This is a genomic window from Pseudomonas prosekii, assembly GCF_900105155.1.
GTDB lineage: Bacteria > Pseudomonadota > Gammaproteobacteria > Pseudomonadales > Pseudomonadaceae > Aquipseudomonas > Aquipseudomonas prosekii.
Map to the genome: position 1 here is coordinate 1381508 of NZ_LT629762.1, position 20349 is coordinate 1401856.

General features: G+C 59.6%; 23 protein-coding genes. 8 read left to right on the forward strand and 15 right to left on the reverse strand.

The annotated features are described in order from the left end of the window. Positions 1 to 92: 92 nt before the first annotated feature. A complete protein-coding gene (locus tag BLU01_RS06410) occupies positions 93 to 1994 on the reverse strand; it encodes a potassium transporter Kup (protein WP_092272277.1) in 1902 nt (633 codons plus the stop codon). A 289-nt stretch (positions 1995 to 2283) separates the two neighbouring features. Here BLU01_RS06410 and rimO point away from each other — a divergent pair, with 289 nt between their 5' ends. From rimO to tsaA, 5 genes are all read left to right on the forward strand, one after another. Next, positions 2284 to 3621 carry a 30S ribosomal protein S12 methylthiotransferase RimO gene (gene rimO / locus BLU01_RS06420; RefSeq protein WP_092272280.1) on the forward strand — a complete coding sequence of 446 codons (1338 nt, stop codon included), beginning with the start codon at positions 2284 to 2286 and terminating at the stop codon, positions 3619 to 3621. Between the two features lie 119 nt (positions 3622 to 3740). Further along, positions 3741 to 4214: a GNAT family N-acetyltransferase gene (locus BLU01_RS06425; protein WP_092272283.1), complete on the forward strand. Its 474-nt coding sequence runs from the start codon at positions 3741 to 3743 to the stop codon at positions 4212 to 4214. Between the two features lie 190 nt (positions 4215 to 4404). After that, the gene (locus tag BLU01_RS06430; RefSeq protein ID WP_092272286.1) at positions 4405 to 5115 is read left to right on the forward strand and encodes an rRNA pseudouridine synthase; all 711 of its coding nucleotides are present in this window, start codon (positions 4405 to 4407) and stop codon (positions 5113 to 5115) included. A 74-nt stretch (positions 5116 to 5189) separates the two neighbouring features. Beyond that, complete coding sequence (locus BLU01_RS06435; RefSeq protein WP_092272289.1) at positions 5190 to 5660, forward strand: YehS family protein; 471 nt, start codon at positions 5190 to 5192, stop codon at positions 5658 to 5660. A 208-nt stretch (positions 5661 to 5868) separates the two neighbouring features. After that, positions 5869 to 6567 (forward strand): tRNA (N6-threonylcarbamoyladenosine(37)-N6)-methyltransferase TrmO, encoded by a 699-nt coding sequence (tsaA, locus tag BLU01_RS06440; protein WP_092272292.1) that lies wholly within the window; start codon positions 5869 to 5871, stop codon positions 6565 to 6567. 163 nt (positions 6568 to 6730) lie between these two features. Here tsaA and fpr read toward each other — a convergent pair whose 3' ends face one another. Beyond that, positions 6731 to 7510, reverse strand: coding sequence for a ferredoxin-NADP reductase (fpr, locus tag BLU01_RS06445; protein WP_003443014.1), 780 nt, complete (start codon positions 7508 to 7510; stop codon positions 6731 to 6733). Between the two features lie 138 nt (positions 7511 to 7648). On the opposite strand from fpr, the gene BLU01_RS06450 reads away from it, so the two are divergent. Beyond that, positions 7649 to 8575, forward strand: coding sequence for a LysR family transcriptional regulator (locus BLU01_RS06450; RefSeq protein ID WP_167370418.1), 927 nt, complete (start codon positions 7649 to 7651; stop codon positions 8573 to 8575). Here BLU01_RS06450 and BLU01_RS06455 read toward each other — a convergent pair. From BLU01_RS06455 to BLU01_RS06465, 3 genes are all read right to left on the reverse strand, one after another. Next, entirely contained in the window at positions 8572 to 8934 is a 363-nt protein-coding gene (locus tag BLU01_RS06455; protein WP_092272298.1) for a diacylglycerol kinase, read from the reverse strand. The genes BLU01_RS06450 and BLU01_RS06455 overlap by 4 nt on opposite strands. A gap of 74 nt (positions 8935 to 9008) precedes the next feature. Beyond that, a complete protein-coding gene (gene erdR / locus BLU01_RS06460) occupies positions 9009 to 9659 on the reverse strand; it encodes a response regulator transcription factor ErdR (protein ID WP_092272301.1) in 651 nt (216 codons plus the stop codon). A gap of 255 nt (positions 9660 to 9914) precedes the next feature. Then, on the reverse strand, positions 9915 to 10673 hold the full coding sequence (locus tag BLU01_RS06465) for a tRNA-uridine aminocarboxypropyltransferase (RefSeq protein ID WP_092272304.1): 759 nt from the start codon (positions 10671 to 10673) through the stop codon (positions 9915 to 9917). A 190-nt stretch (positions 10674 to 10863) separates the two neighbouring features. Here BLU01_RS06465 and BLU01_RS06470 point away from each other — a divergent pair, with 190 nt between their 5' ends. Further along, on the forward strand, positions 10864 to 11289 hold the full coding sequence (locus tag BLU01_RS06470; RefSeq protein WP_092272307.1) for a PA3611 family quorum-sensing-regulated virulence factor: 426 nt from the start codon (positions 10864 to 10866) through the stop codon (positions 11287 to 11289). Positions 11290 to 11305: 16 nt separating this feature from the next. Here the strand turns inward: BLU01_RS06470 and BLU01_RS06475 are convergent, their stop codons facing one another. Further along, positions 11306 to 11500: a hypothetical protein gene (locus BLU01_RS06475; RefSeq protein WP_054047053.1), complete on the reverse strand. Its 195-nt coding sequence runs from the start codon at positions 11498 to 11500 to the stop codon at positions 11306 to 11308. A gap of 348 nt (positions 11501 to 11848) precedes the next feature. Between BLU01_RS06475 and BLU01_RS06480 the strand changes: the two genes are divergently transcribed. Next, on the forward strand, positions 11849 to 12967 hold the full coding sequence (locus BLU01_RS06480; protein ID WP_092272310.1) for an LOG family protein: 1119 nt from the start codon (positions 11849 to 11851) through the stop codon (positions 12965 to 12967). A 51-nt stretch (positions 12968 to 13018) separates the two neighbouring features. On the opposite strand, the gene recX is transcribed toward BLU01_RS06480, so the two are convergent. From recX to BLU01_RS06525, 9 genes are all read right to left on the reverse strand, one after another. After that, the gene (gene recX / locus BLU01_RS06485) at positions 13019 to 13486 is read right to left on the reverse strand and encodes a recombination regulator RecX (protein ID WP_092272313.1); all 468 of its coding nucleotides are present in this window, start codon (positions 13484 to 13486) and stop codon (positions 13019 to 13021) included. An 8-nt stretch (positions 13487 to 13494) separates the two neighbouring features. Further along, entirely contained in the window at positions 13495 to 14547 is a 1053-nt protein-coding gene (gene recA, locus BLU01_RS06490; RefSeq protein ID WP_092272316.1) for a recombinase RecA, read from the reverse strand. Between the two features lie 83 nt (positions 14548 to 14630). Further along, on the reverse strand, positions 14631 to 15131 hold the full coding sequence (locus BLU01_RS06495) for a CinA family protein (RefSeq protein ID WP_092272319.1): 501 nt from the start codon (positions 15129 to 15131) through the stop codon (positions 14631 to 14633). Between the two features lie 79 nt (positions 15132 to 15210). Further along, positions 15211 to 15741, reverse strand: coding sequence for a lysis system i-spanin subunit Rz (locus BLU01_RS06500; protein WP_092272322.1), 531 nt, complete (start codon positions 15739 to 15741; stop codon positions 15211 to 15213). Further along, positions 15723 to 16310: a glycoside hydrolase family 19 protein gene (locus tag BLU01_RS06505; protein ID WP_408003138.1), complete on the reverse strand. Its 588-nt coding sequence runs from the start codon at positions 16308 to 16310 to the stop codon at positions 15723 to 15725. The genes BLU01_RS06500 and BLU01_RS06505 overlap by 19 nt, the downstream gene beginning before the upstream one ends. A gap of 41 nt (positions 16311 to 16351) precedes the next feature. Next, positions 16352 to 17368 carry a phage tail protein gene (locus tag BLU01_RS06510; protein WP_092272325.1) on the reverse strand — a complete coding sequence of 339 codons (1017 nt, stop codon included), beginning with the start codon at positions 17366 to 17368 and terminating at the stop codon, positions 16352 to 16354. 9 nt (positions 17369 to 17377) lie between these two features. After that, positions 17378 to 17590 carry a tail protein X gene (locus tag BLU01_RS06515; protein WP_092272328.1) on the reverse strand — a complete coding sequence of 71 codons (213 nt, stop codon included), beginning with the start codon at positions 17588 to 17590 and terminating at the stop codon, positions 17378 to 17380. Continuing rightward, positions 17583 to 17966 carry a phage tail protein gene (locus BLU01_RS06520; protein WP_092272331.1) on the reverse strand — a complete coding sequence of 128 codons (384 nt, stop codon included), beginning with the start codon at positions 17964 to 17966 and terminating at the stop codon, positions 17583 to 17585. Before BLU01_RS06520 ends, BLU01_RS06515 begins: the two co-directional genes overlap by 8 nt. Further along, the gene (locus BLU01_RS06525; RefSeq protein WP_092272334.1) at positions 17966 to 20227 is read right to left on the reverse strand and encodes a phage tail tape measure protein; all 2262 of its coding nucleotides are present in this window, start codon (positions 20225 to 20227) and stop codon (positions 17966 to 17968) included. The genes BLU01_RS06520 and BLU01_RS06525 overlap by 1 nt, the downstream gene beginning before the upstream one ends. Positions 20228 to 20349: the final 122 nt, after the last annotated feature.

A 20349-nucleotide genomic window follows, 5' to 3' on the forward strand; every position in this document is an offset into this window, starting at 1 on the left:
CCACAGGAGATCGTCATCCCTCCAAAGCCATTGTGATAGGCCACAAAAAAGCCCCCGCTACCTCAACGGCAACGGGGGCTTTTCATCAAAGCTTACATCTCCACCTGCGTCCCTAGCTCAATCACCCGGTTCAGCGGCAAGTTGAAGAAGCGCAGATTGCCGTTAGCGTTCTGCAACATGAACGCAAACAGTGCTTCGCGCCAACGTGCCATGCCTTCGAGTTTCGAGGCGATGACGGTTTCGCGACTGAGGAAGTAGGTGGTGCGCATCGGGCTGAAGTCCAGGTCATCGAGATGGCACAACTTCAGCGCTTGCGGCACGTCCGGTTCGTCGACGAAGCCGAAGTGCAGGATGACCCGGAAGAAGCCTTCGCCGTAGGCATCGACTTCAAAACGGCGTGATGCCGGCACTCGCGGGATGTCTTCGTAGACCACGGTCAGCAGCACCACTTGCTCGTGCAGCACCTGGTTGTGCAGCAAATTGTGCAACAGCGCGTGGGGCACAGCGTCGGGGCGCGCGGTGAGGAACACGGCGGTGCCCTGGACGCGATGCGGCGGTTGCACGGCGATGCTGCTGATGAAGATCGGCAGTGGCAGGCCGCCCTCGTCGAGACGTTCGACCAGCAGCTGTTTGCCGCGCTTCCAGGTGGTCATCAGGACGAACAGGACGATGCCGGCGATCACCGGGAATGCGCCGCCCTGGACGATTTTCGGTACGTTGGCGGCGAAGTACAGGCCATCGACGACGAGGAAACCGATCGACAACGGTACTGCGAGGATCGGTGGCCACTTCCACAGCAGCAACATCACCGCCGATACCAGCACGGTGGTCATCAGCATGGTGCCGGTCACCGCGACGCCGTACGCCGAGGCCAGCGCGCCGGAAGATTCGAAGCCGAGCACCAGCAGAATCACGCCAACCATCAGCGACCAGTTCACCGCGCCGATGTAGATCTGGCCCTGTTCGGCGCTGGAGGTGTGCTGGATGTGCATGCGCGGAATGTAGCCGAGCTGGATCGCCTGACGGGTCAGGGAGAACGCGCCGGAAATCACCGCTTGCGAGGCGATCACCGTGGCCAGTGTCGAGAGACCGACCAGCGGGATCAGCGCCCAGCTTGGCGCCAACAGATAGAACGGGTTGCGCGCCGCTTCCGGGTCACCGAGCAGCAACGCGCCCTGGCCAAAATAGTTAAGCACCAGCGCCGGCAACACGAGGATGAACCACGCGCGGGCAATCGGCTTGCGCCCGAAGTGGCCCATGTCGGCGTACAGCGCTTCGGCGCCGGTCAGTGCCAGCACCACCGCGCCGAGAATCGCCACGCCCATGCCCGGATGGACAATAAAGAAGCGCACGGCCCACACCGGGTTCATCGCCTGAAGCACTTCCGGGTGTTGCAGAATGCCGTAAACGCCAAGGGCGCCAAGCACGACAAACCAGGTGACCATGATCGGCCCGAACAGAATGCCGATGCGCGCGGTACCGTGGCGCTGAATCAAAAACAGCGCCACCAGCACCACCAGCGACAACGGCACGACCCAATGGTCGATGCCATCGAATGCCAGCCCGAGGCCTTCGACCGCCGAGAGTACCGAGATCGCCGGAGTGATCATGCTGTCGCCGTAGAACAGCGCCGCGCCGATCAGCCCGCACACCACCAGCAAGGTTCGCAGTTTCGGATGCCCGGCGGCGGCGCGACGGGCCAGCGCGGTCAGGGCCATGATCCCGCCCTCGCCCTGGTTGTCGGCGCGCAGCACGAACATCATGTATTTGAACGAGACTACCCAGATCAGCGACCAGAAGATCAGCGCGAGGATGCCCAATACACCGTCGTGGTTGACCGGTACACCATAGGCGCCAGAGAAAACTTCCTTGAGCGTATACAGCGGGCTGGTGCCGATATCGCCGTAAACCACCCCAACCGCCGCGACCAGCATGCCGATCGGTTTTGCTGCTGAATGTTCGCCGCCCGCCGTCTGACTACTTGCCTGACCCATCCAAAAACTCCTACTACTCAGACCCGGACTTCTTATAAGAAGCACTATGCTTTGCCGTGCAGCATGCGCTGTTTTACTTCAGGTTACAGACGATTTGTTGACTGTAAAAATTCGATAAAGCTCAACGGCGCGAAGCATAGCGCAGCACTCGTCGCATTTCCCTCATAAAGCTGGTCAAGTGCCTCGCCCATCGCTAGAATTGCGCACTTTTTGATCAGAGGCACGCCAAGTGCCCGTCAGTCGCCTTGCCGTTCCCGGCTGGAGGCGTCAACAAATACCGAGGTTAGACATGTCCACCACTCCCGCCACGGCCAATCCAAAGGTTGGCTTCGTATCTCTGGGTTGCCCCAAAGCACTGGTCGACTCCGAGCGCATCCTTACCCAGCTGCGCATGGAAGGCTATGACGTCGTCTCCACGTACGAAGACGCCGATGTGGTGGTGGTCAACACCTGCGGTTTCATCGACTCGGCCAAGGCTGAATCGCTGGAAGTGATCGGCGAAGCGATCAAGGAAAACGGCAAGGTCATCGTCACCGGCTGCATGGGTGTCGAGGAAGGCAATATTCGCAAGGTCCACCCGAGCGTGCTCGCCGTGACCGGTCCGCAGCAATACGAGCAAGTGGTCAACGCCGTGCACGACGCTGTGCCGCCGCGTCAGGATCACAACCCGCTGATCGACCTGGTGCCGCCGCAAGGCGTGAAACTGACGCCGCGCCACTACGCGTACCTGAAGATTTCCGAAGGCTGCAACCATAGCTGCAGCTTCTGCATCATCCCGTCGATGCGCGGCAAATTGGTCAGCCGTCCGGTCGGCGACGTCCTCGACGAAGCGCAGCGTCTGGTCAAGGCCGGCGTCAAAGAGCTGTTGGTGATTTCGCAAGACACCAGCGCCTACGGCGTCGACGTCAAGTACCGCACCGGTTTCTGGAACGGCGCGCCGGTGAAAACCCGCATGACCGAACTCTGCGAAGCCCTGAGCTCGCTCGGCGTCTGGGTGCGCCTGCACTACGTTTACCCGTACCCGCACGTTGACGAGCTGATTCCGCTGATGGCCGCCGGGAAAATCCTGCCGTACCTGGACATCCCGTTCCAGCACGCCAGCCCGAAAGTCCTCAAAGCGATGAAACGTCCGGCGTTCGAAGACAAGACCCTGGCGCGGATCAAGAACTGGCGCGAGATCTGCCCGGACCTGATCATCCGCTCGACCTTCATCGTCGGTTTCCCTGGCGAAACCGAAGAAGACTTCCAGTACCTGCTGAACTGGCTGACCGAAGCGCAACTTGATCGCGTCGGCTGCTTCCAGTACTCGCCGGTCGAAGGCGCACCGGCCAACCTGTTGGACGCGGCCATCGTTCCGGACGACGTCAAGCAAGACCGCTGGGATCGCTTCATGGCGCACCAGCAAGCGATCAGCTCGGCGCGCCTGCAACTGCGTGTCGGCCGTGAAATCGAAGTGCTGGTCGATGAAGTTGACGAGCAAGGCGCGGTCGGCCGCTGCTTCTTCGATGCTCCGGAAATCGACGGCAACGTATTTATCGACAACGGCAGCAACCTTAAGCCGGGCGACAAAGTCTGGTGCAAAGTCACCGACGCCGACGAATACGACTTGTGGGCTGAACAGATCTAAACGCAAAAAAACCGCAAAGCCCCGCTCTCTCGACGAGATGCGGGGCTTTTTTCGGTCTATCGTTTTGTGAAGAACGGATTCGCCTCCATCATTCATCCATTCATCGGAGCCAGGCGGGCATGCGCCAACACTCGGTCATTCATACGCCGAAACAAAGCGATTACGCAGAACTCACACGGGTCTGGGAGGCTTCGGTGCGCGCCACCCATGACTTTCTGCCAGACAGTTACATCGAACTGCTGAAGAACCTGGTGCTGACCCGTTACCTCGATGCGGTGATGTTGATCTGCACCAAAGACTCGCGCCAGCGCATCACCGGGTTTGCCGGGATCGCGGCGGGCAAGATTGAAATGCTCTTCATCGACCCGGCGCATCGCGGTCAGGGTTTGGGCAAACAGTTGCTGCGTTATGCGTTGGAGCATTTGAACGCTTACGAACTGGACGTCAACGAGCAGAACCCGCAAGCGCTGGGGTTTTACTTCAAGCAGGGTTTCGAGGTGATTGGCCGCACCGAGCATGACGGCATGGGCCAGCCCTATCCGCTGCTGCACATGCGTTTGCGCCAAACACAACAACGCACGCGCAACGGCTGACACCACACAGAACAACGGTGGGAGTGAGCCTGCTCGCGCTAGCGGTGTGTCATTCAACAGCTAAATTGACTGAACCACCGCTACCGCGAGCAGGCTCACTCCCACAAAAAGCCGAACCTCGCAAATGGAGCCGGGATTAACCGGCGCCCAGCAGGTACAATGCCCACCCCTTTTTTGTTACGGCCCTGTCATGACTGACCCGATTCGTCTCTCCAAACGCCTCATCGAACTCGTCGGCTGTTCCCGTCGGGAGGCTGAGCTGTTCATCGAGGGCGGCTGGGTCACCGTTGACGGCGAAGTCATCGACGAGCCGCAATTCAAGGTCGAGAACCAGAAAGTCGAGCTCGACCCAGAGGCCAAGGCGACCGCGCCGGAGCCGGTGACCATTCTGCTCAACGTGCCCGTGGGCATGGACGCAGACACCGCGCTGGCAACCCTCAGCCCCGAGACCCTGAGCGATGAACACCGCTTCAGCAAGCGGCCGCTCAAGGGCCACTTCCTGCGCCTGACCGCCAGCACCGACCTGCAGGCCAACGCCAGCGGTCTGCTGGTGTTCACCCAGGACTGGAAGATCCTGCGCAAGCTCACGGCGGATGCGGCGAAAATCGAGCAGGAATATGTGGTCGAGGTTGAAGGCGACATGGTGGCTCACGGCCTCAATCGCCTGAACCACGGCCTCACTTACAAAGGCAAGGAGCTGCCGGCGGTCAAGGCCAGTTGGCAGAACGAGAACCGCCTGCGCTTCGCCATGAAAAACCCGCAACCGGGCGTGATCGCCCTGTTCTGCCAGGCCGTCGGCCTGAAGGTCGTCGCCATCCGTCGCATTCGCATCGGCGGCGTGTCCATCGGCAAAGTGCCGTTGGGCCAATGGCGCTACCTGTCCGGCAAAGAGAAGTTCTAAGACTTTTCACGCCGCCCTACATCTCGGCGCCGCTTTTTAGGCGGCGCCCACTGCCGATATCAGGATTGCACACCATGATTCATAACGACGTACTGCGCAGCGTGCGCTACATGCTCGACATCAGCGACAAGAAACTCATCGAGATCATCAAGATCGGCGGCATGGACGTGTCCATGGAAGACCTGCTGACCTACCTCGACAAGAAAGAAGAGGACGAGGAAGGTTTCGTGCGCTGCCCAGACGAAGTCATGGCGCACTTCCTCGATGGCCTGGTGATCTTCAAGCGCGGCAAGGACGAAAGCCGTCCACCGCAGCCGATCGAAACGCCGGTGACCAACAACATCATCCTGAAGAAACTGCGCGTGGCCTTCGAACTGAAAGAAGACGACATGCACGCGATCCTCAAGGCGTCCGAGTTCCCGGTGTCCAAGCCTGAGCTGAGCGCGCTGTTCCGCAAGTTCGGCCACACCAACTACCGCACGTGCGGCGACCAGTTGCTGCGCAACTTCCTCAAAGGCCTGACCCTGCGCGTTCGCCCGCAGTAATCGCCTGCTCCCTGTAGGAGCGAGGCTTGCCCGCGAAGGCGTTTTCGCAATCGCCATCGCGAGCAGGCTCACTCCTACATTTGATCTGTGCCGCACGGGAGATCAGTGTGGCAGTGAGCCTGCTCGCGATGGCGGACTGACAGGCACCACCGATGTAACGGTCGATCGGGTTATCATGCCCGCCTCCATTCCCGCCTCGACCCAAACCATGACCTACAGCGTTTCCCCCATCGGCTTCGTGCGCTCCTGCTTCAAGGAGAAATTCGCCATCCCGCGCCAACCGCAACTGGCCCCGGCCGCGCGTGGCGTGCTGGAACTGGTGGCGCCGTTCGATCAAGGTGACGCGGTGCAAGGGCTGGAGCAGGTCAGTCATGTCTGGCTGCTGTTCCTGTTTCACCAGGCCCTGGAAGAAAAGCCGCGCCTGAAAGTCCGCCCGCCGCGTCTGGGCGGCAACAAATCCATGGGCGTGTTCGCCACCCGCGCGACCCATCGGCCTAACGGCATCGGTCAATCGGTGGTCAAACTGGACAAGGTCGAAGCCAATCGGCTGTTCATCTCCGGGATCGACCTGCTCGACGGCACGCCGATTCTAGACATCAAGCCCTACGTGCCTTACGCCGACATCATCGACAGCGCCTCCAACAGCATCGCCAGTGCAGCACCGCAGCTGATTCCCGTGCAGTGGACGGATTCGGCATTGCAGCAGGCGCATGGCCATGCTCAGCGTCTGGATGAGCCGTTGGTGGCGTTGATCGAGCAGTGTCTGGCGCAAGACCCACGCCCGGCCTACCAGACTCCTGCGCCGGAACGCGAATATGGCGCGCAATTCTGGGACCTGGATGTGCGTTGGCATTATCCCGAGGCTGGTTTGATTCGCGTCCTCGAAGTTATCCCCGCGAACACTTAAACGCCGAAAACGAAAAAGCCCGCATTGCCTTCTCAGGCAATGCGGGCTTTTGCTTTTATGTGGGAGCGAGCTTGCTCGCGATGAGGCCTTCACATTCAACATTGATGTTGGCTGTTATAGCGCTATCGCGAGCAAGCTCGCTCCCACAAGGATCGCAGCGGGTTTACTTCTCGACGAACGCGCGCTCGATCAGGTAATCACCCGGCTCGCGCATGCGTGGCGACACTTTCAGGCCGAAGCTGTTCAGCACTTCGCTGGTTTCGTCGAGCATGCTCGGGCTGCCGCAGAGCATGGCGCGGTCGTCCTGCGGGTTGATCGGTGGCAGGCCAATGTCGCTGAACAGCTTGCCGCTGCGCATCAGATCGGTCAGACGACCTTCGTTCTCGAACGGCTCGCGGGTCACGGTCGGGTAGTAGATCAACTTGTCACGCAGGGCCTCGCCGAAGAACTCATTCTGCGGCAGGTGCTCGGTGATGAACTCGCGGTAAGCGACTTCGTTGACGTAACGCACGCCGTGGCACAGGATCACTTTTTCGAAACGCTCGTAGGTTTCCGGGTCCTGGATGACGCTCATGAACGGCGCCAGACCGGTACCGGTGCTGAGCAGGTACAAATGTTTGCCAGGCTTCAAGTCATCCAGCACCAGCGTGCCGGTAGGCTTCTTGCTGATGATGATCTCGTCGCCTTCCTTCAGATGCTGCAACTGGGAAGTCAGCGGGCCATCAGGCACCTTGATGCTGAAGAACTCCAGATGCTCTTCCCAGTTCGGGCTGGCAATCGAGTAAGCGCGCATAAGCGGGCGGCCATTGGGCTGTTGCAGGCCGATCATCACGAACTGACCGTTCTCGAAGCGCAGGCCCGGATCGCGGGTGCACTTGAAGCTGAACAGAGTGTCGTTCCAGTGGTGAACACTGAGGACACGCTCGTGGTTCATGTTGCTCATGTACGTGGGACTCCTGGAGATTGGTCTGCGCTGGCTGCGTGAAAAATGAACCGATGTGCGCAATTGCATCGCATTCTAATGGCAGCCACAATATCTGTTAACTGGATTATTAAGATAAGGGTTATCGGTTATATAGATATGCGATTTACTCTACGTCAACTTCAAGTCTTCGTCGCCGTTGCTCAGCAGGAAAGCGTGTCCCGTGCTGCGGGTCTGCTCAACCTCTCGCAATCGGCGGCCAGCACCTCGATCACCGAGCTGGAGCGCCAATCCAGTTGCCAACTGTTCGACCGCGCCGGCAAACGCCTGAGCCTTAACGCCCTCGGCAAACAACTGTTGCCGCAAGCGGTGGCGCTGCTCGACCAGTCCAAAGAGATCGAAGACTTGCTCAACGGCAAATCCGGTTTCGGCTCGTTGGCGGTGGGGGCGACGCTGACCATCGGCAATTACCTGGCGACGTTGCTGATCGGCAGCTTCATGCAGCGCCACCCGGAAAGCCAAGTGAAACTGCACGTGCAGAACACTGCCAACATCGTGCAACAAGTCGCTCACTACGAAATTGATCTGGGTCTGATAGAAGGCGATTGCAGCCATCCGGACATCGAAGTGCAGAGCTGGGTCGAGGATGAACTGGTGGTGTTCTGCGCGCCGCAACATCCGCTGGCCAAACGCGGGATCGCGAGCATGGAAGAATTGAGTCACGAAGCGTGGATCTTGCGTGAACAAGGATCCGGCACGCGGCTGACCTTCGATCAAGCCATGCGTCACCATCGCAGCGCGTTGAATATTCGCCTCGAGCTGGAGCACACCGAAGCGATCAAACGCGCAGTGGAATCAGGGTTGGGGATTGGCTGCATTTCACGCCTGGCGCTGCGCGATGCGTTCCGCCGCGGCAGTCTGGTGGCGGTGGAAACGCCGGATCTGGACCTGGCGCGGCAGTTCTATTTCATCTGGCACAAACAGAAATTCCAGACACCGGCGATGCGCGAATTCCTCGAACTGTGCCGCGCTTTCACCGCTGGGGTTCAGCGCAGCGACGAGATCGTCCTGCCGAGCATCGCTTAAAGCAGGATCACCGCCCACACCAGCGCAATCATGGTCAACGCCACGAACTGCGCGGCGCTGCCCATGTCTTTGGCGTTCTTCGACAGCGGGTGCAATTCAAGGGAAATGCGGTCGATGGCCGCTTCTACTGCCGAATTCAGCAACTCGACAATCAGCGCCAATAGACACACGGCGATCAGCAACGCTTGCTCGACGCGGCTGACGTTCAGGAAGAACGAAAGCGGAATCAGAACGACGTTGAGCAACACCAGTTGCCGAAAAGCCGCTTCGCCGGTGAAGGCTGCGCGCAGACCGTCCAGTGAATAACCGGAGGCGTTGAGGATGCGTTTTAGGCCGGTCTGGCCTTTAAAAGGTGACATAGAGTGGGCAACTGACCAGAAAGGAGTGGGAAAGCTAGAGTAATCAAAGTCAAAAAAGCGTGAATAAGCGGCGCTTAATTGTTCGAAATTGACTCAAGTTGTTGCAAGAGCAAAGCAGCCTGGGTTCGGGTCCGCACATTCAGCTTGCGGAAAATCGCCGTGACATGCGCCTTGATGGTCGCTTCGGACACGCTCAGCTCATAGGCGATCTGCTTGTTCAGCAAACCCTCGCAGACCATCGTCAGTACGCGAAACTGCTGCGGCGTCAGGCTTGCGAGCCCTTCACTGGCAGCCTTGGCCTCGGCGGACACACTCACCGCTTCAAACGCCTGCGGCGGCCAGAACACATCGCCATCCAGCACCGCACGCACGGCTTTTTGAATAACCCCGAGGTCGCTCGACTTCGGGATAAAACCACTGGCGCCGAATTCACGGGACTTGACCATGATCGTCGCTTCTTCCTGTGCCGAAATCATCACCACCGGGATCTGCGGGTATTGCCCGCGCAGCAGCACCAGCCCGGAAAAACCGTAAGCGCCGGGCATGTTCAGGTCCAGCAGCACCAGATCCCAATCGGCCTTTTCGTCGAGACGGGTTTCCAGCTCGGCAATACTCGCCACTTCTACCAGACGCACGTCGGGGCCCAGGCCCAGGGTCAGCGCCTGGTGCAGCGCACTACGAAAAAGAGGATGGTCATCGGCAATCAGGATTTCGTATGTGGCCATTTTTCAAATGATCCTGTTTTTTCATGGGACGCCTGATGCATTCAGGCCTCGCCAAAACAACTCTGGGTGCAGCCACGGAGCTGCACCAACAGGGCACGTTCAACGCCAATTACGTGGGCTGATCAAGCAGTTCCCGGACGTAAGAAGTCGGCGTATCAAACTTTGGCCGCACCCCAATCGGCGCCAAGCATGCCCAGCCAAACAAGGGTGGTCAAGGTGCGTTGCCGGGACAGTTCTTTGCAGTATGGGCGACAATCAGCCGATCACCGGCGCCGTGTTCTGCACGAATGGCTTCAGCTCGGCGTGCGCCGGTGTTTCAACGTTCATTTCCAGCTGTTGCTTGGCGTCCAGATAATGTTGGCTGAAGACGTCGAAGTAAGCGTCCAGCGCCGAGGCCGCGGCGCTGTCGCCCGCCAGATCCAGGCACAACGCGGCCACTTCCGCGGTGCACAAATGCTCGCTGCGGGTCGAGCGGCGCAAGCGGTAACGCGAGAGTTTTTCCGGCAACAGGCTGAGGATCGGCAGGCGATCGAAATAAGGGCTTTTGCGGAAAATCTTCCGCGCTTCGGTCCACGTGGCGTCGAGCAGAATGAACAGCGGACGCTTGCTGCTATCGACGTCGACGGTATTGGTCACCCGCTCGGGTTCGACATATTCGCCGGGAAACACCAGATACGGTTGCCATTGCGGATCGGCCAGCAAATCCAGCAACTGCTGATCGGTTTCGGTGCGCGACCATATAAAGGCATGGTTATCGCGCACCACGTCGGCAATCAGCCAACCGGTGTTGCTCGGTTTGAACACTTCCTTGTTGGTCATGATCAGGCACACGCCCGAACGCGTTTCGACCTGCGGACGCCACGCGCACAGGCAATGGCTCTCGATCACGCGGCAGGCGCGGCACCGCGTTGCCCGCCAGCCACGGGCCTGAATCGGCTTGATACCTTCCTCTTCGCGCTGATCGCGCAAACGGGCCACGGCGTTTATCGCAAACTTGGCAGGCACGGGATTCATCGCAGGCAACGCCGACAGGCAAGGTAAATCGACACAAAAAGGCACTCGGCAACGTGGAAAGTGCCGCAGTTTATCAGAGCGGCTGGCGCAAGCCTGTACCGTCCGGGCCCGCTCCCCTATAATTCGCCGCCACTGAACGCACAGTCATGTGGCTGGTCGAAATCACCAGTCACTGAACCAGGAGAGTTTCATGCTGCGCCTTATCGTTCCCACCGCTGCCGTTTTGCTGGCGTCGTCCTTCAGCGCTCAAGCTGCTTCCTTGAGTGAGCAAAATCTCAGTCGAGAACTGCGCAACGTCGCCGCACAGAGCAGCGTCGGCACGCCACGGGCAATTAACGAAGACATTCTTGATCAGGGCTACACCGTTGAAGGCACTACGCTGATCAACCACCTGAGCGTGCAAAGCAGCCATGCCGACAAAATGCGCGCTGACCCCAAAGCCGTGTATTTCCAGCTGGGCGCCTCGGTCTGCAACAATCCATCGTTCCGCAAACTGATGGCCAAAGGCGCGGTGATGCGTTACGACTTCACCGAAGTCAAGACCAACCGCAACGTCGGCTCTGCCAGCTATCAGGAATCCGATTGCCCGAAAGCCGGTCCGGCGAAGAAGAAGTAATTATCGGAAGAAGCAGTTATCGAGAATTAGCGCGCCGTTGTTCATCCTCGGCGCGCAATTCTGCCAACAATGCCTGCAAATAGCGCGACCGGCGCTCACCGCCGCCCAGACGCCGACAGCACTCCTCTTCAAGACTCAAATGATTGGTCTCGGCTGACGATTTCAATAATCGATACAGTTGCGCATCGATCTCCAGAATCAATCTGGCCATGGCTTCCCGCCTCCCTGCACACCCTCTGATCCCTGAATCGCGCGAACCTTGCGTGTTGTCGTTGACGCAAAGTTGTCGTGTCACACCTGTAACTTAGTAAATCAGAGCCACAGCCACTGGGACCACGTTCAGACGAGCGGCGAAACCACCTTGGGATTCGTTAATAAGCGGTTGCCAGGAAAGACTTTGCGGCGCAATGATCAACCCAGCGCAATTGCCCTCGAGGGACTAGATTTAATCTATTCACACTGTATTGAAGGCCGAAAAGGAGCGGCCCGTTGTGTATTTGTTGCGAAGGTTTTTTCCATGCACTGGAAAAACCACAGCCTGCATGCAAGGAGAAGTTGAATGCCTTACCTACCGAATGACCTCCTCAGCCGTCATTTTGAAGAAAGCGGCCACGACCTCATCAGCAAGGTCGAAGAGCAACTCAAGCTGGTTTCACCGAACAGCCCCAATATTCCGATTTACCGCGACATGATCCTGACTGTGCTACGCATGGCCCAGGAAGATCACAACCGCTGGAACGCCAAGATCACCCTGCAGGCCCTGCGCGAACTGGAGCACGCCTTTCGTGTGCTGGAACAGTTCAAGGGACGTCGCAAAGTCACGGTTTTCGGCTCGGCGCGCACGCCGATTGAACATCCGCTGTATGGCATGGCCCGCGAACTCGGCGCTGCGATTGCACGCTCGGACCTGATGGTGATCACCGGTGCCGGCGGCGGGATCATGGCCGCCGCCCATGAAGGCGCCGGTCGGGAGCACAGCCTGGGTTTCAATATCACCCTGCCCTTCGAGCAACATGCCAACCCGACGGTGCAAGGCACGACCAATCTGCTGTCCTTCCACTTCTTCTTTACCCGCAAGCTGTTCTTCGTCAAAGAGGCTGATGCGCTGGTTTTGTGCCCTGGCGGTTTCGGCACGCTGGACGAAGCGCTGGAAGTACTGACCTTGATTCAGACGGGCAAAAGCCCCTTGGTGCCGGTGGTGTTGCTGGATGTGCCGGGTGGCACGTTCTGGCAAGGCGCGCTGGATTTTATCCAGCATCAACTGGCGGACAACCGGTACATCCTGCCCACGGATTTGAAGCTGGTCAGCCTGGTCTACAGCGCCGAAGAGGCGGTGGCCGAGATCAACCGGTTCTACAGCAACTTCCACTCCAGCCGCTGGCTCAAAAAGCAGTTTGTGATCCGCATGAATCATCAACTCAGCGAAGATGCGCTCGAAGAGATGCAAACGGCATTTGCCGATTTGTGCCTGAGCGATCATTTCCATCAGCACGTTTATGCCGGCGAAGAGCACGATGATCCGCAGTTCAGCCATCTGGCGCGGCTGGCTTTCACCTTCAATGCCCGTGACCACGGGCGCCTGCGCGAACTGGTGGATTACATCAATCTGCCGGAAAACTGGGAGCAGCCCCAACCCCAAGCGCAACAGCGTTCGCGGGAACCGTCCAACGTGAGCTAAACGACAGGCAAAAAAAAACGGCCCGCTATCGAAATAGCGGGCCGTTTTCATTTAATCGTCGACTCCTCGACCGCTGAACAAGCGGCTGATCATCTCCATGGAAAACCCCCGATAGCTGAGGAAACGCCCTTGCTTGGCACGTTCACGCATGTCGATCGGCAGGTGCCCGGCAAACTTGCGACGCCAGGTGTCTTCCAACTGTTCCTGCCAATTGATACCGCTCTCGCGTAATGCGAGTTCGATGTCAGGACGCTGCAGGCCGCGTTGGCTGAGTTCTTCGCGGATCCGCAACGGCCCATAGCCGGAACGGGCTCGGTAGGAGACAAAGCTTTCGAGGTAGCGGGATTCGGAGAGCAAGCCCTCTTCCGTCAGCCGGTCGAGCGCGGTGTCGATCATTTCAGGGAGAGCGCCGCGCTGACGCAGTTTACGCGTCAGCTCGACTCGACCGTGCTCGCGTCGGGCGAGCAGGTCCATGGCGGTTCGCCGCACCGCGACGAGTGTATCGAGTACGGCGGTCATCGGATCAATCAGATATCAGCGTCAGCCAGGTCATCAGCAGTCGCTTTGGCTGGCGATGCCTTGACGTCCGGTGCCGGGCTCAGCAGCTTGTCACGCAGTTGCTTCTCGAGCGTTGCGGCGATGTCCGGATTTTCTGCCAGGTACTTGGCCGAGTTGGCCTTGCCCTGACCGATCTTGGTGCCGTTGTAGGCATACCAGGCGCCGGACTTCTCGACGAAACCGTGCAGCACACCGAGGTCGATCATCTCACCGTTGAGGTAGATGCCTTTGCCGTAAAGAATCTGGAACTCGGCCTGACGGAACGGCGAAGCAACCTTGTTCTTCACAACCTTGACGCGGGTTTCGCTACCAACAACCTCGTCACCTTCTTTCACCGCGCCAGTACGGCGGATGTCCAGACGAACCGAGGCGTAGAACTTCAGCGCGTTACCACCGGTGGTGGTTTCCGGGCTGCCGAACATCACGCCGATTTTCATCCGGATCTGGTTGATGAAGATAACCAGGCAGTTGGCGTTCTTGATGTTACCGGTGATTTTACGCAGCGCCTGGGACATCAGACGGGCTTGCAGGCCGACGTGCATGTCACCCATTTCGCCTTCGATTTCAGCCTTCGGCACCAGTGCAGCAACGGAGTCGACGATGATCACGTCAACCGCGTTGGAACGCACCAGCATGTCGGTGATTTCCAGGGCCTGCTCGCCGGTGTCCGGCTGGGAAACCAGCAGGTCGTCGACGTTGACGCCCAGTTTGCCAGCGTACTCAGGGTCGAGTGCGTGTTCGGCGTCGACGAATGCGCAGGTCGCGCCGGCTTTCTGGGCCTGGGCGATCACGGACAGCGTCAGTGTGGTTTTACCGGAGGATTCAGGACCGTAGATCTCGACGATTCGACCTTTTGGCAGGCCGCCAATGCCGAGCGCGATGTCCAGACCCAGAGAGCCAGTGGAAATAGCCGGGATCGCCTGACGGTCTTGATCGCCCATACGCATCACGGCACCCTTGCCGAATTGACGTTCGATCTGACCCAGGGCCGCAGCCAAGGCTTTCTTCTTGTTGTCGTCCATTAAAGTCCTCACGTAATCAATAAGGCCTGACGGCCAACACCTGTATAAGTAGCCAGTATTATTCCACAGCGTTTGAGGATCGCCTACCCCTGATTTGAGATTTCTCCGGCGGCGTGGCGCAGCAGCCCCTCTAGCGCGGCCTTCACCGTTTGTCGGCGGACCTCGTCGCGGTTGCCGGCAAAGTGCTGGACCTCACTGAAAACCGCATCGCCGACACCCCAGGCAAGCCAGACCGTGCCCACCGGCTTGCTCGCCGAGCCGCCATCCGGCCCCGCGACACCGCTGACCGCCACGGCAAAATGCGCATGACTTTTGCCCTGCGCGCCAACCACCATGGCCTCGACCACCTCGCGACTGACCGCGCCCACCGATTCAAACAACGCCTCGGGGACATTCAATTGTGCGGTTTTCTGCCGGTTGGAGTACGTCACGTAGCCAGCCTCAAACCATGCCGAGCTCCCGGGAATACGCGTGATCGCCTCGGCAATCCCGCCACCGGTACACGATTCGGCAGTGGTGACATGAGCATTGAGAACCTGCAGGCGTCTGCCAAGTTCAGCGGCCAGCTGGGTGATTTCTTTCACAGTCCTCTCCTGATCGAGCGCAATGGAACCACCGTACACGAGCAAATGCCGCTTGCAAGCCGCAGCATGGGTCCAAATGTTAGCGATCCAAGGCTTTGACATACGCCTGACACGCCTGCAAGGCAATCAATCCGCGGTCGCCGGCGTCGGTGATGGCGATAATTCGTTGAGCATGCGCCGGGTCAAGTCGGGCTCGTGCGGCGCCATGATCCACGCCGCCGGCGCCGGTGGCGGCGGGCATTGCGCAATTGGCGACGACGTCGCTGGCGTCGAGAAGGACTGACAGGCGCACATCAGCAGTAGCAAGACGATCGCGCAAGCGATCCTGATCACGTTGGGCATCGCTTAGCACTCGATAATGGGTTTGCTCACTGGCCGACAAACGCTGCTCCAGAGCCTGACGTCTAGCCTGCTCGGCCCGTTGCTGGGTGGCCGTTGCTTCGCTCAATTGACTCAGCGTTTCAGCGTGCAATCTGGCCTGCTCCGCCAGTTGCCGGCCAAACCGCCAATCCTGAACCTGCCAGGCCAGCGCCGCCGCAACACCCGCCAACACAGCCACCAACAGCACAACCCCGATCACTCGCCAGGACATCAGGCCGAAGGCTGGCATAACAGCGCCCTCGCCCGCGCCCACAATTGCAGGCGATCCTCGAGCCCGTTGAGACCACCGTTGATGCGCCCCGTGATGCTGTTGAACTGGTCGCGATCAGCCAGTTCGTTCAAGCCTTTCTGCTCCCAGAACCACGCGGCGGATTCTGCGGCCCATTGCGGCTTTTCCAGCAGCTCGGGGATAAACAGCAAACGATCATCGCCGAACAAGCCAAGACTGCAGGTTCGGTAGTTATCGCGTCCGGTGATCTGAATCAGCCCACGGCCGCGGTATTTCTGGCCGTCGCCATCCGCCTGCGGGGTATTGCCCAAACGCGCGGCGAGGCTGCCGGTGTCGTACTTGCTCAGGTATTGGTCGCTGCCCAACTCCCGCACGTACTGCAACTGCCCCGACTCGTGGCCGACCTGCGCGAGGAACGCGGCGATGCGTTTCGGCGTGTTGATGTTGCGGTGGCTCATGGCGGTGTTGAGGGCGGAAATGAAAACGCCCGCTTGGGTGCGGGCGTTGGGGAACAGTTGCTGCAATTGTGCCGACGTAAGGGGCAGCGGCGCGAGGATCGGATTGATCATCATGAAAGCGCTCCAGAATCAAAAAAAATAGCGACGAGTTTTTACTGCGAAGGATCGAGGCAGTTCGCAACGAGGGTGCATTGATAGCTTTCTGCGCGGCTGCCACTGGCGGTCAGCGTGTTGACGGACCATCGGCCCTGCATGATTTTCGGCCAGGTGGCGTCGAGGTGAATTACCCCTTCCGCCGCCAGGTCCGGATGGCCCGGACAGGTAATGGTCAGCGTGAAAGCCTCGCGCTCCAGCCTGCGTAATTCGCCCTCGGCTGCAGCCCTGGCCTGATCTTCGTTCTGGCAACGCCGTGGCAGGGTTCTGAACGGCGCGACGCCCAACTGGAACGTACGCTGCTTGCCCGCCGCTGAATCCCACCAGGTCGTCACACAGCCCTGATATTTGGATTGGGCCTTCTCATCAAGCACCGCGCTGATAAAAGCCGGGTCGCCCGGGCGATTGTTCTTTGTCACGGAGAGCACAACTTCGGTGACCGGTTTCCCCGAAATCGATGTCAATTGCCCGCGCAACGCCAACACATAAAGCCCCTTGATCGGCTTGGTCACGGCGAAATAAATAGCCGCGACACGCGTCAGAAAACCCATGTCCGTTTCGTTGCTCTGGTCGATGTGATCAATTTTTTTCGACTCCAGCTCCGGCGCCACACGCGGTGAAAAACCGTGCTTCATGGTCAACTGGCGAAACAGCGCGCCGAGGGTGATGGGACCATAACTGGCAGATCGACGCTGCTTGAAGCCGGTCTCATCACCGACACTGAACGGCGCCGACATCGCCGTCAGCGACAACTGCAGCGGGTACAGAGACGGCTTGCGCTGAGTGATCACAAACACGCCTTTGTCGACCAGCCCGGTCTCTTGGTAACCCACCCGAAAACCGATTCTGCCGCCAAGGCTGGGCAGCCCTTCGAGCCCTTCAATATCAATAATGAGTTTGATCTTGTCAGACTCGATCCCCGACGCATCGGTGTGCACCCAACTGACCAGCCGCTCGTTGAGCAGCTTGGCGTTGGCGCCGTAAATCTCCACGGCCGGTGTAAATCCAAGTGTCATGTAACCTCCTTAATCCCACGCCGAAACGGGCGCTGCGGCCAATAGCTGCGGCAACACTTCGGGCAACACCACCGACACTCCGGCCGGCAGCACCGGGCCGTGTTCGGCGAGGCTCGGATTCAAGCGCCACAGCGCTTCTTCGATCGCATCATCGCTGCGGCCGAGCTCGCGGTAGAGCAACAGATTGACTGAATCGCCGGCGATACTTCTGACCCTACGCATTGACGAACTCCGACAATTGAATGGTCCAGCTATTCAGCATCGCAGTGCCGTCATCGATGATGTCGGACTGAGTCTCAGACACACTGTCAATGCGCCACAGTCCCCAGTTGCGGCCGATGCCGTCGACCAATGGCAGCGGCACGCGCAACGCCTGCAACGCACGCAACTCGTCGAGGCGCTGCATGGCCACCGCGTACATCGATTTGCCGGAAATGCTCAGCGTTTCCAGAGCTTGTCCGGTCTGGCTGGATTTCGGTTTGCTGGTGAGAATCTTCAGGTCAACCCAACCGCCACTCGACGAGCGAACCAGGCCGCTGTAGGCGAAGTCTCTGGACAGACCGAAAATGAAGCTGCCCAAGGCCATTTGTTGTCGCATCAAACACCTCCATCGGTGAGCGCCGCGTCGCGCCGCGCGGCGAGTGGATTGCCCAGCATCAGCGGCATGAATTGCGCGTGGAGCGTCTGCTGCACAAGTTTGGCAATCTGCCGCGCCTGCGTCGGGTCCTGGCCGCTGATGTTGATCACGGGGGCAAAGGTGATGTTGCGGTTATTCGCCTGCGCGCCGGCGAGGTTCTTGCTCATCTGCTCGGGAGGTGCCAGGCGATTGACCGGGCTGACGAGTTTGTCGCCCAGCCACGAACCAACCTGCCTGCCGCCAGCGCTGCCGCCGATCCCGCCCAGCACCCCACCGACCAAACCGCCGACGGCGGTCATCGCGCCGGGGAAAATGAACGTGCCAATCGCGGCGCCGGAAGCGGCTCCGGCGTAGAAACCTGCGAGCCCACCGACCGCCGAACCGACGCCCGCGCCGACCAGACTGGCGTCCTTGTTGCGGACGCCCTTGGCCACGTCGATACCCGAATCCACCAGCATCAGCGGCGTTGCCAGCGGACCCGCGACGCGACCGATGCGGCTCGATTGACCGATCAAGCTTCGACCGGCACTGGACGTCATGCCCGCGTAACGGCTGCTGACCACGGATTTGAATTGCTCGGCGGTTGCCGTCGCTCGGGAAACGCTCGAGTTGTACACGCTGCTGATTTTTTCAGTAACGAGACTGCTCATCGAGGCAGCGCGGGTCATCAGCCTGCTGCCGAGGCCGGGTGGTTTGTTGCCTCCAGCCTTGCCAGAACCGTCGTCGGCGCCCAACCAGCCTTTGACTGTGTCGAGCATTTTCGCGGTCTTGAAACTTGCGGCGCCCACGACCAGTGCCCCAGTCACCACCGGAAACATCTCGGCGAAACTACTCAGGCTATTGGTGGCCGCGCCGATTGGCAGCAGCAGGCCATTGAACAGCGGCAATACGCTGTCGCCGACCGAGATTTTCAGTCGTTCCAATTGCGCGTTGAAACCGTCCCAGTGCGCTTGCGAACTCTCGGCCCGGATCTGCGCCGCTTGTTGCACCGCGCTCTTGTCGACGCCTTCAGAGGTCGCGTAAGTTTCCTTCTTGGCGACCAGCTTGAAGGCGCGCTCGACTTCGCTGACGTTCTGCAGCAATTGCACAATCGGCTTGTCGACAGAGAACAACTGCGTGGCGAGCCCGGAGCGTTCGGCGGCGGGTTGTGCCTTCAATGCTTGGAGCACGGAAACGATGGTCTGCGGCGCACGTTCTTGCATGCCGCTGGCAAGCAATCCTGGATCAAGCCCCAGTTGCGTCCACGCCGCTTGCTGGCCTGGGGTCTTCGCCTCACCCGACGCCAAGGTCGTGGTGATTTTTTCGAAGGCGACCCCCGCATCAGTCGTTTTGACCCCAGCATTGAGCAACGCCGCCGAGAGCGCCGCAGCCTGTTCGGGCGCCATGCCGGCATTGGTTGCAGCCGCTCCGTAATGACTGAGGATCGAGCCGATATCGGCCTCCGATGCGCTCATGTTTCTGCCGAGCACACTCGTCGCGTCGGCAAGGTCTTGCGTTTGCGGACGATCCAGATTCATCGAGGTGCGCCAGCCGATCAACAGCTCAGAGGCGTCCTGCACATTCAGCTTGAAAGCCGACGCAGTAATCGCCGCGTCGCGGGTGAACTCGACAATTTTGTCCTGTCGCTTCAGCGTATCGACATTTCCGCGGGCGTCGCGCTGGTCGTTACCCACACCAGCCTTGGCCGCCGCGATCTCGACATTGGTCAGATCCACCGCGCTCGCTTTGCTCGGGGCGACCAATCGCTCACTGGCCATTTTCTCGTTGGTGATCGCCAGTTCCCGGCGCTGATCACCTTCGAACTTGATCACCAACGCCAGATCGGCCATCGCCGCGTCGAGATTGATCGCGGGCCGCAACGGCGCATAAGGTTGATTGTCACTGCCCGCGCTTTTGCTGCTCAGGTCAGCGCCAGCGCTCGAACCGACCATAGGCCCAGACTTGTCGTTCATCCCTTGCAACAACGAACGTTGCGAGGTGAGCGTGGTATTGAGGGATTCCAGCACCGCGCGCAACTGTCCCTGCTCTTTGGTCAGCGCGTTGATTTCCTGACTCGCCCCGGCCAGCGCCAGACTCAGCCCGGCGAACCCCTGCTGCGCATCCGGGGCAACCGTGCTCGAGGTATCGGGCGGCGCCAGATCGGCGTGTTTGCCAGCGCCATTCAACGCCCAGGCGTCTTGATCGACTGCGCTGAACTTGAGCGAATAAGTATCTTCCGCCATCTCGCTCTACTCCTGTTTGAGGCCAAGGCGAGTGACCGCGATGTCGTAGCGGCGCAATGCCTTGCCAGCGTCCCACTCCAGAATCTGCGCTTCACTTACCGGGTAAATGAGCGGCACCACAT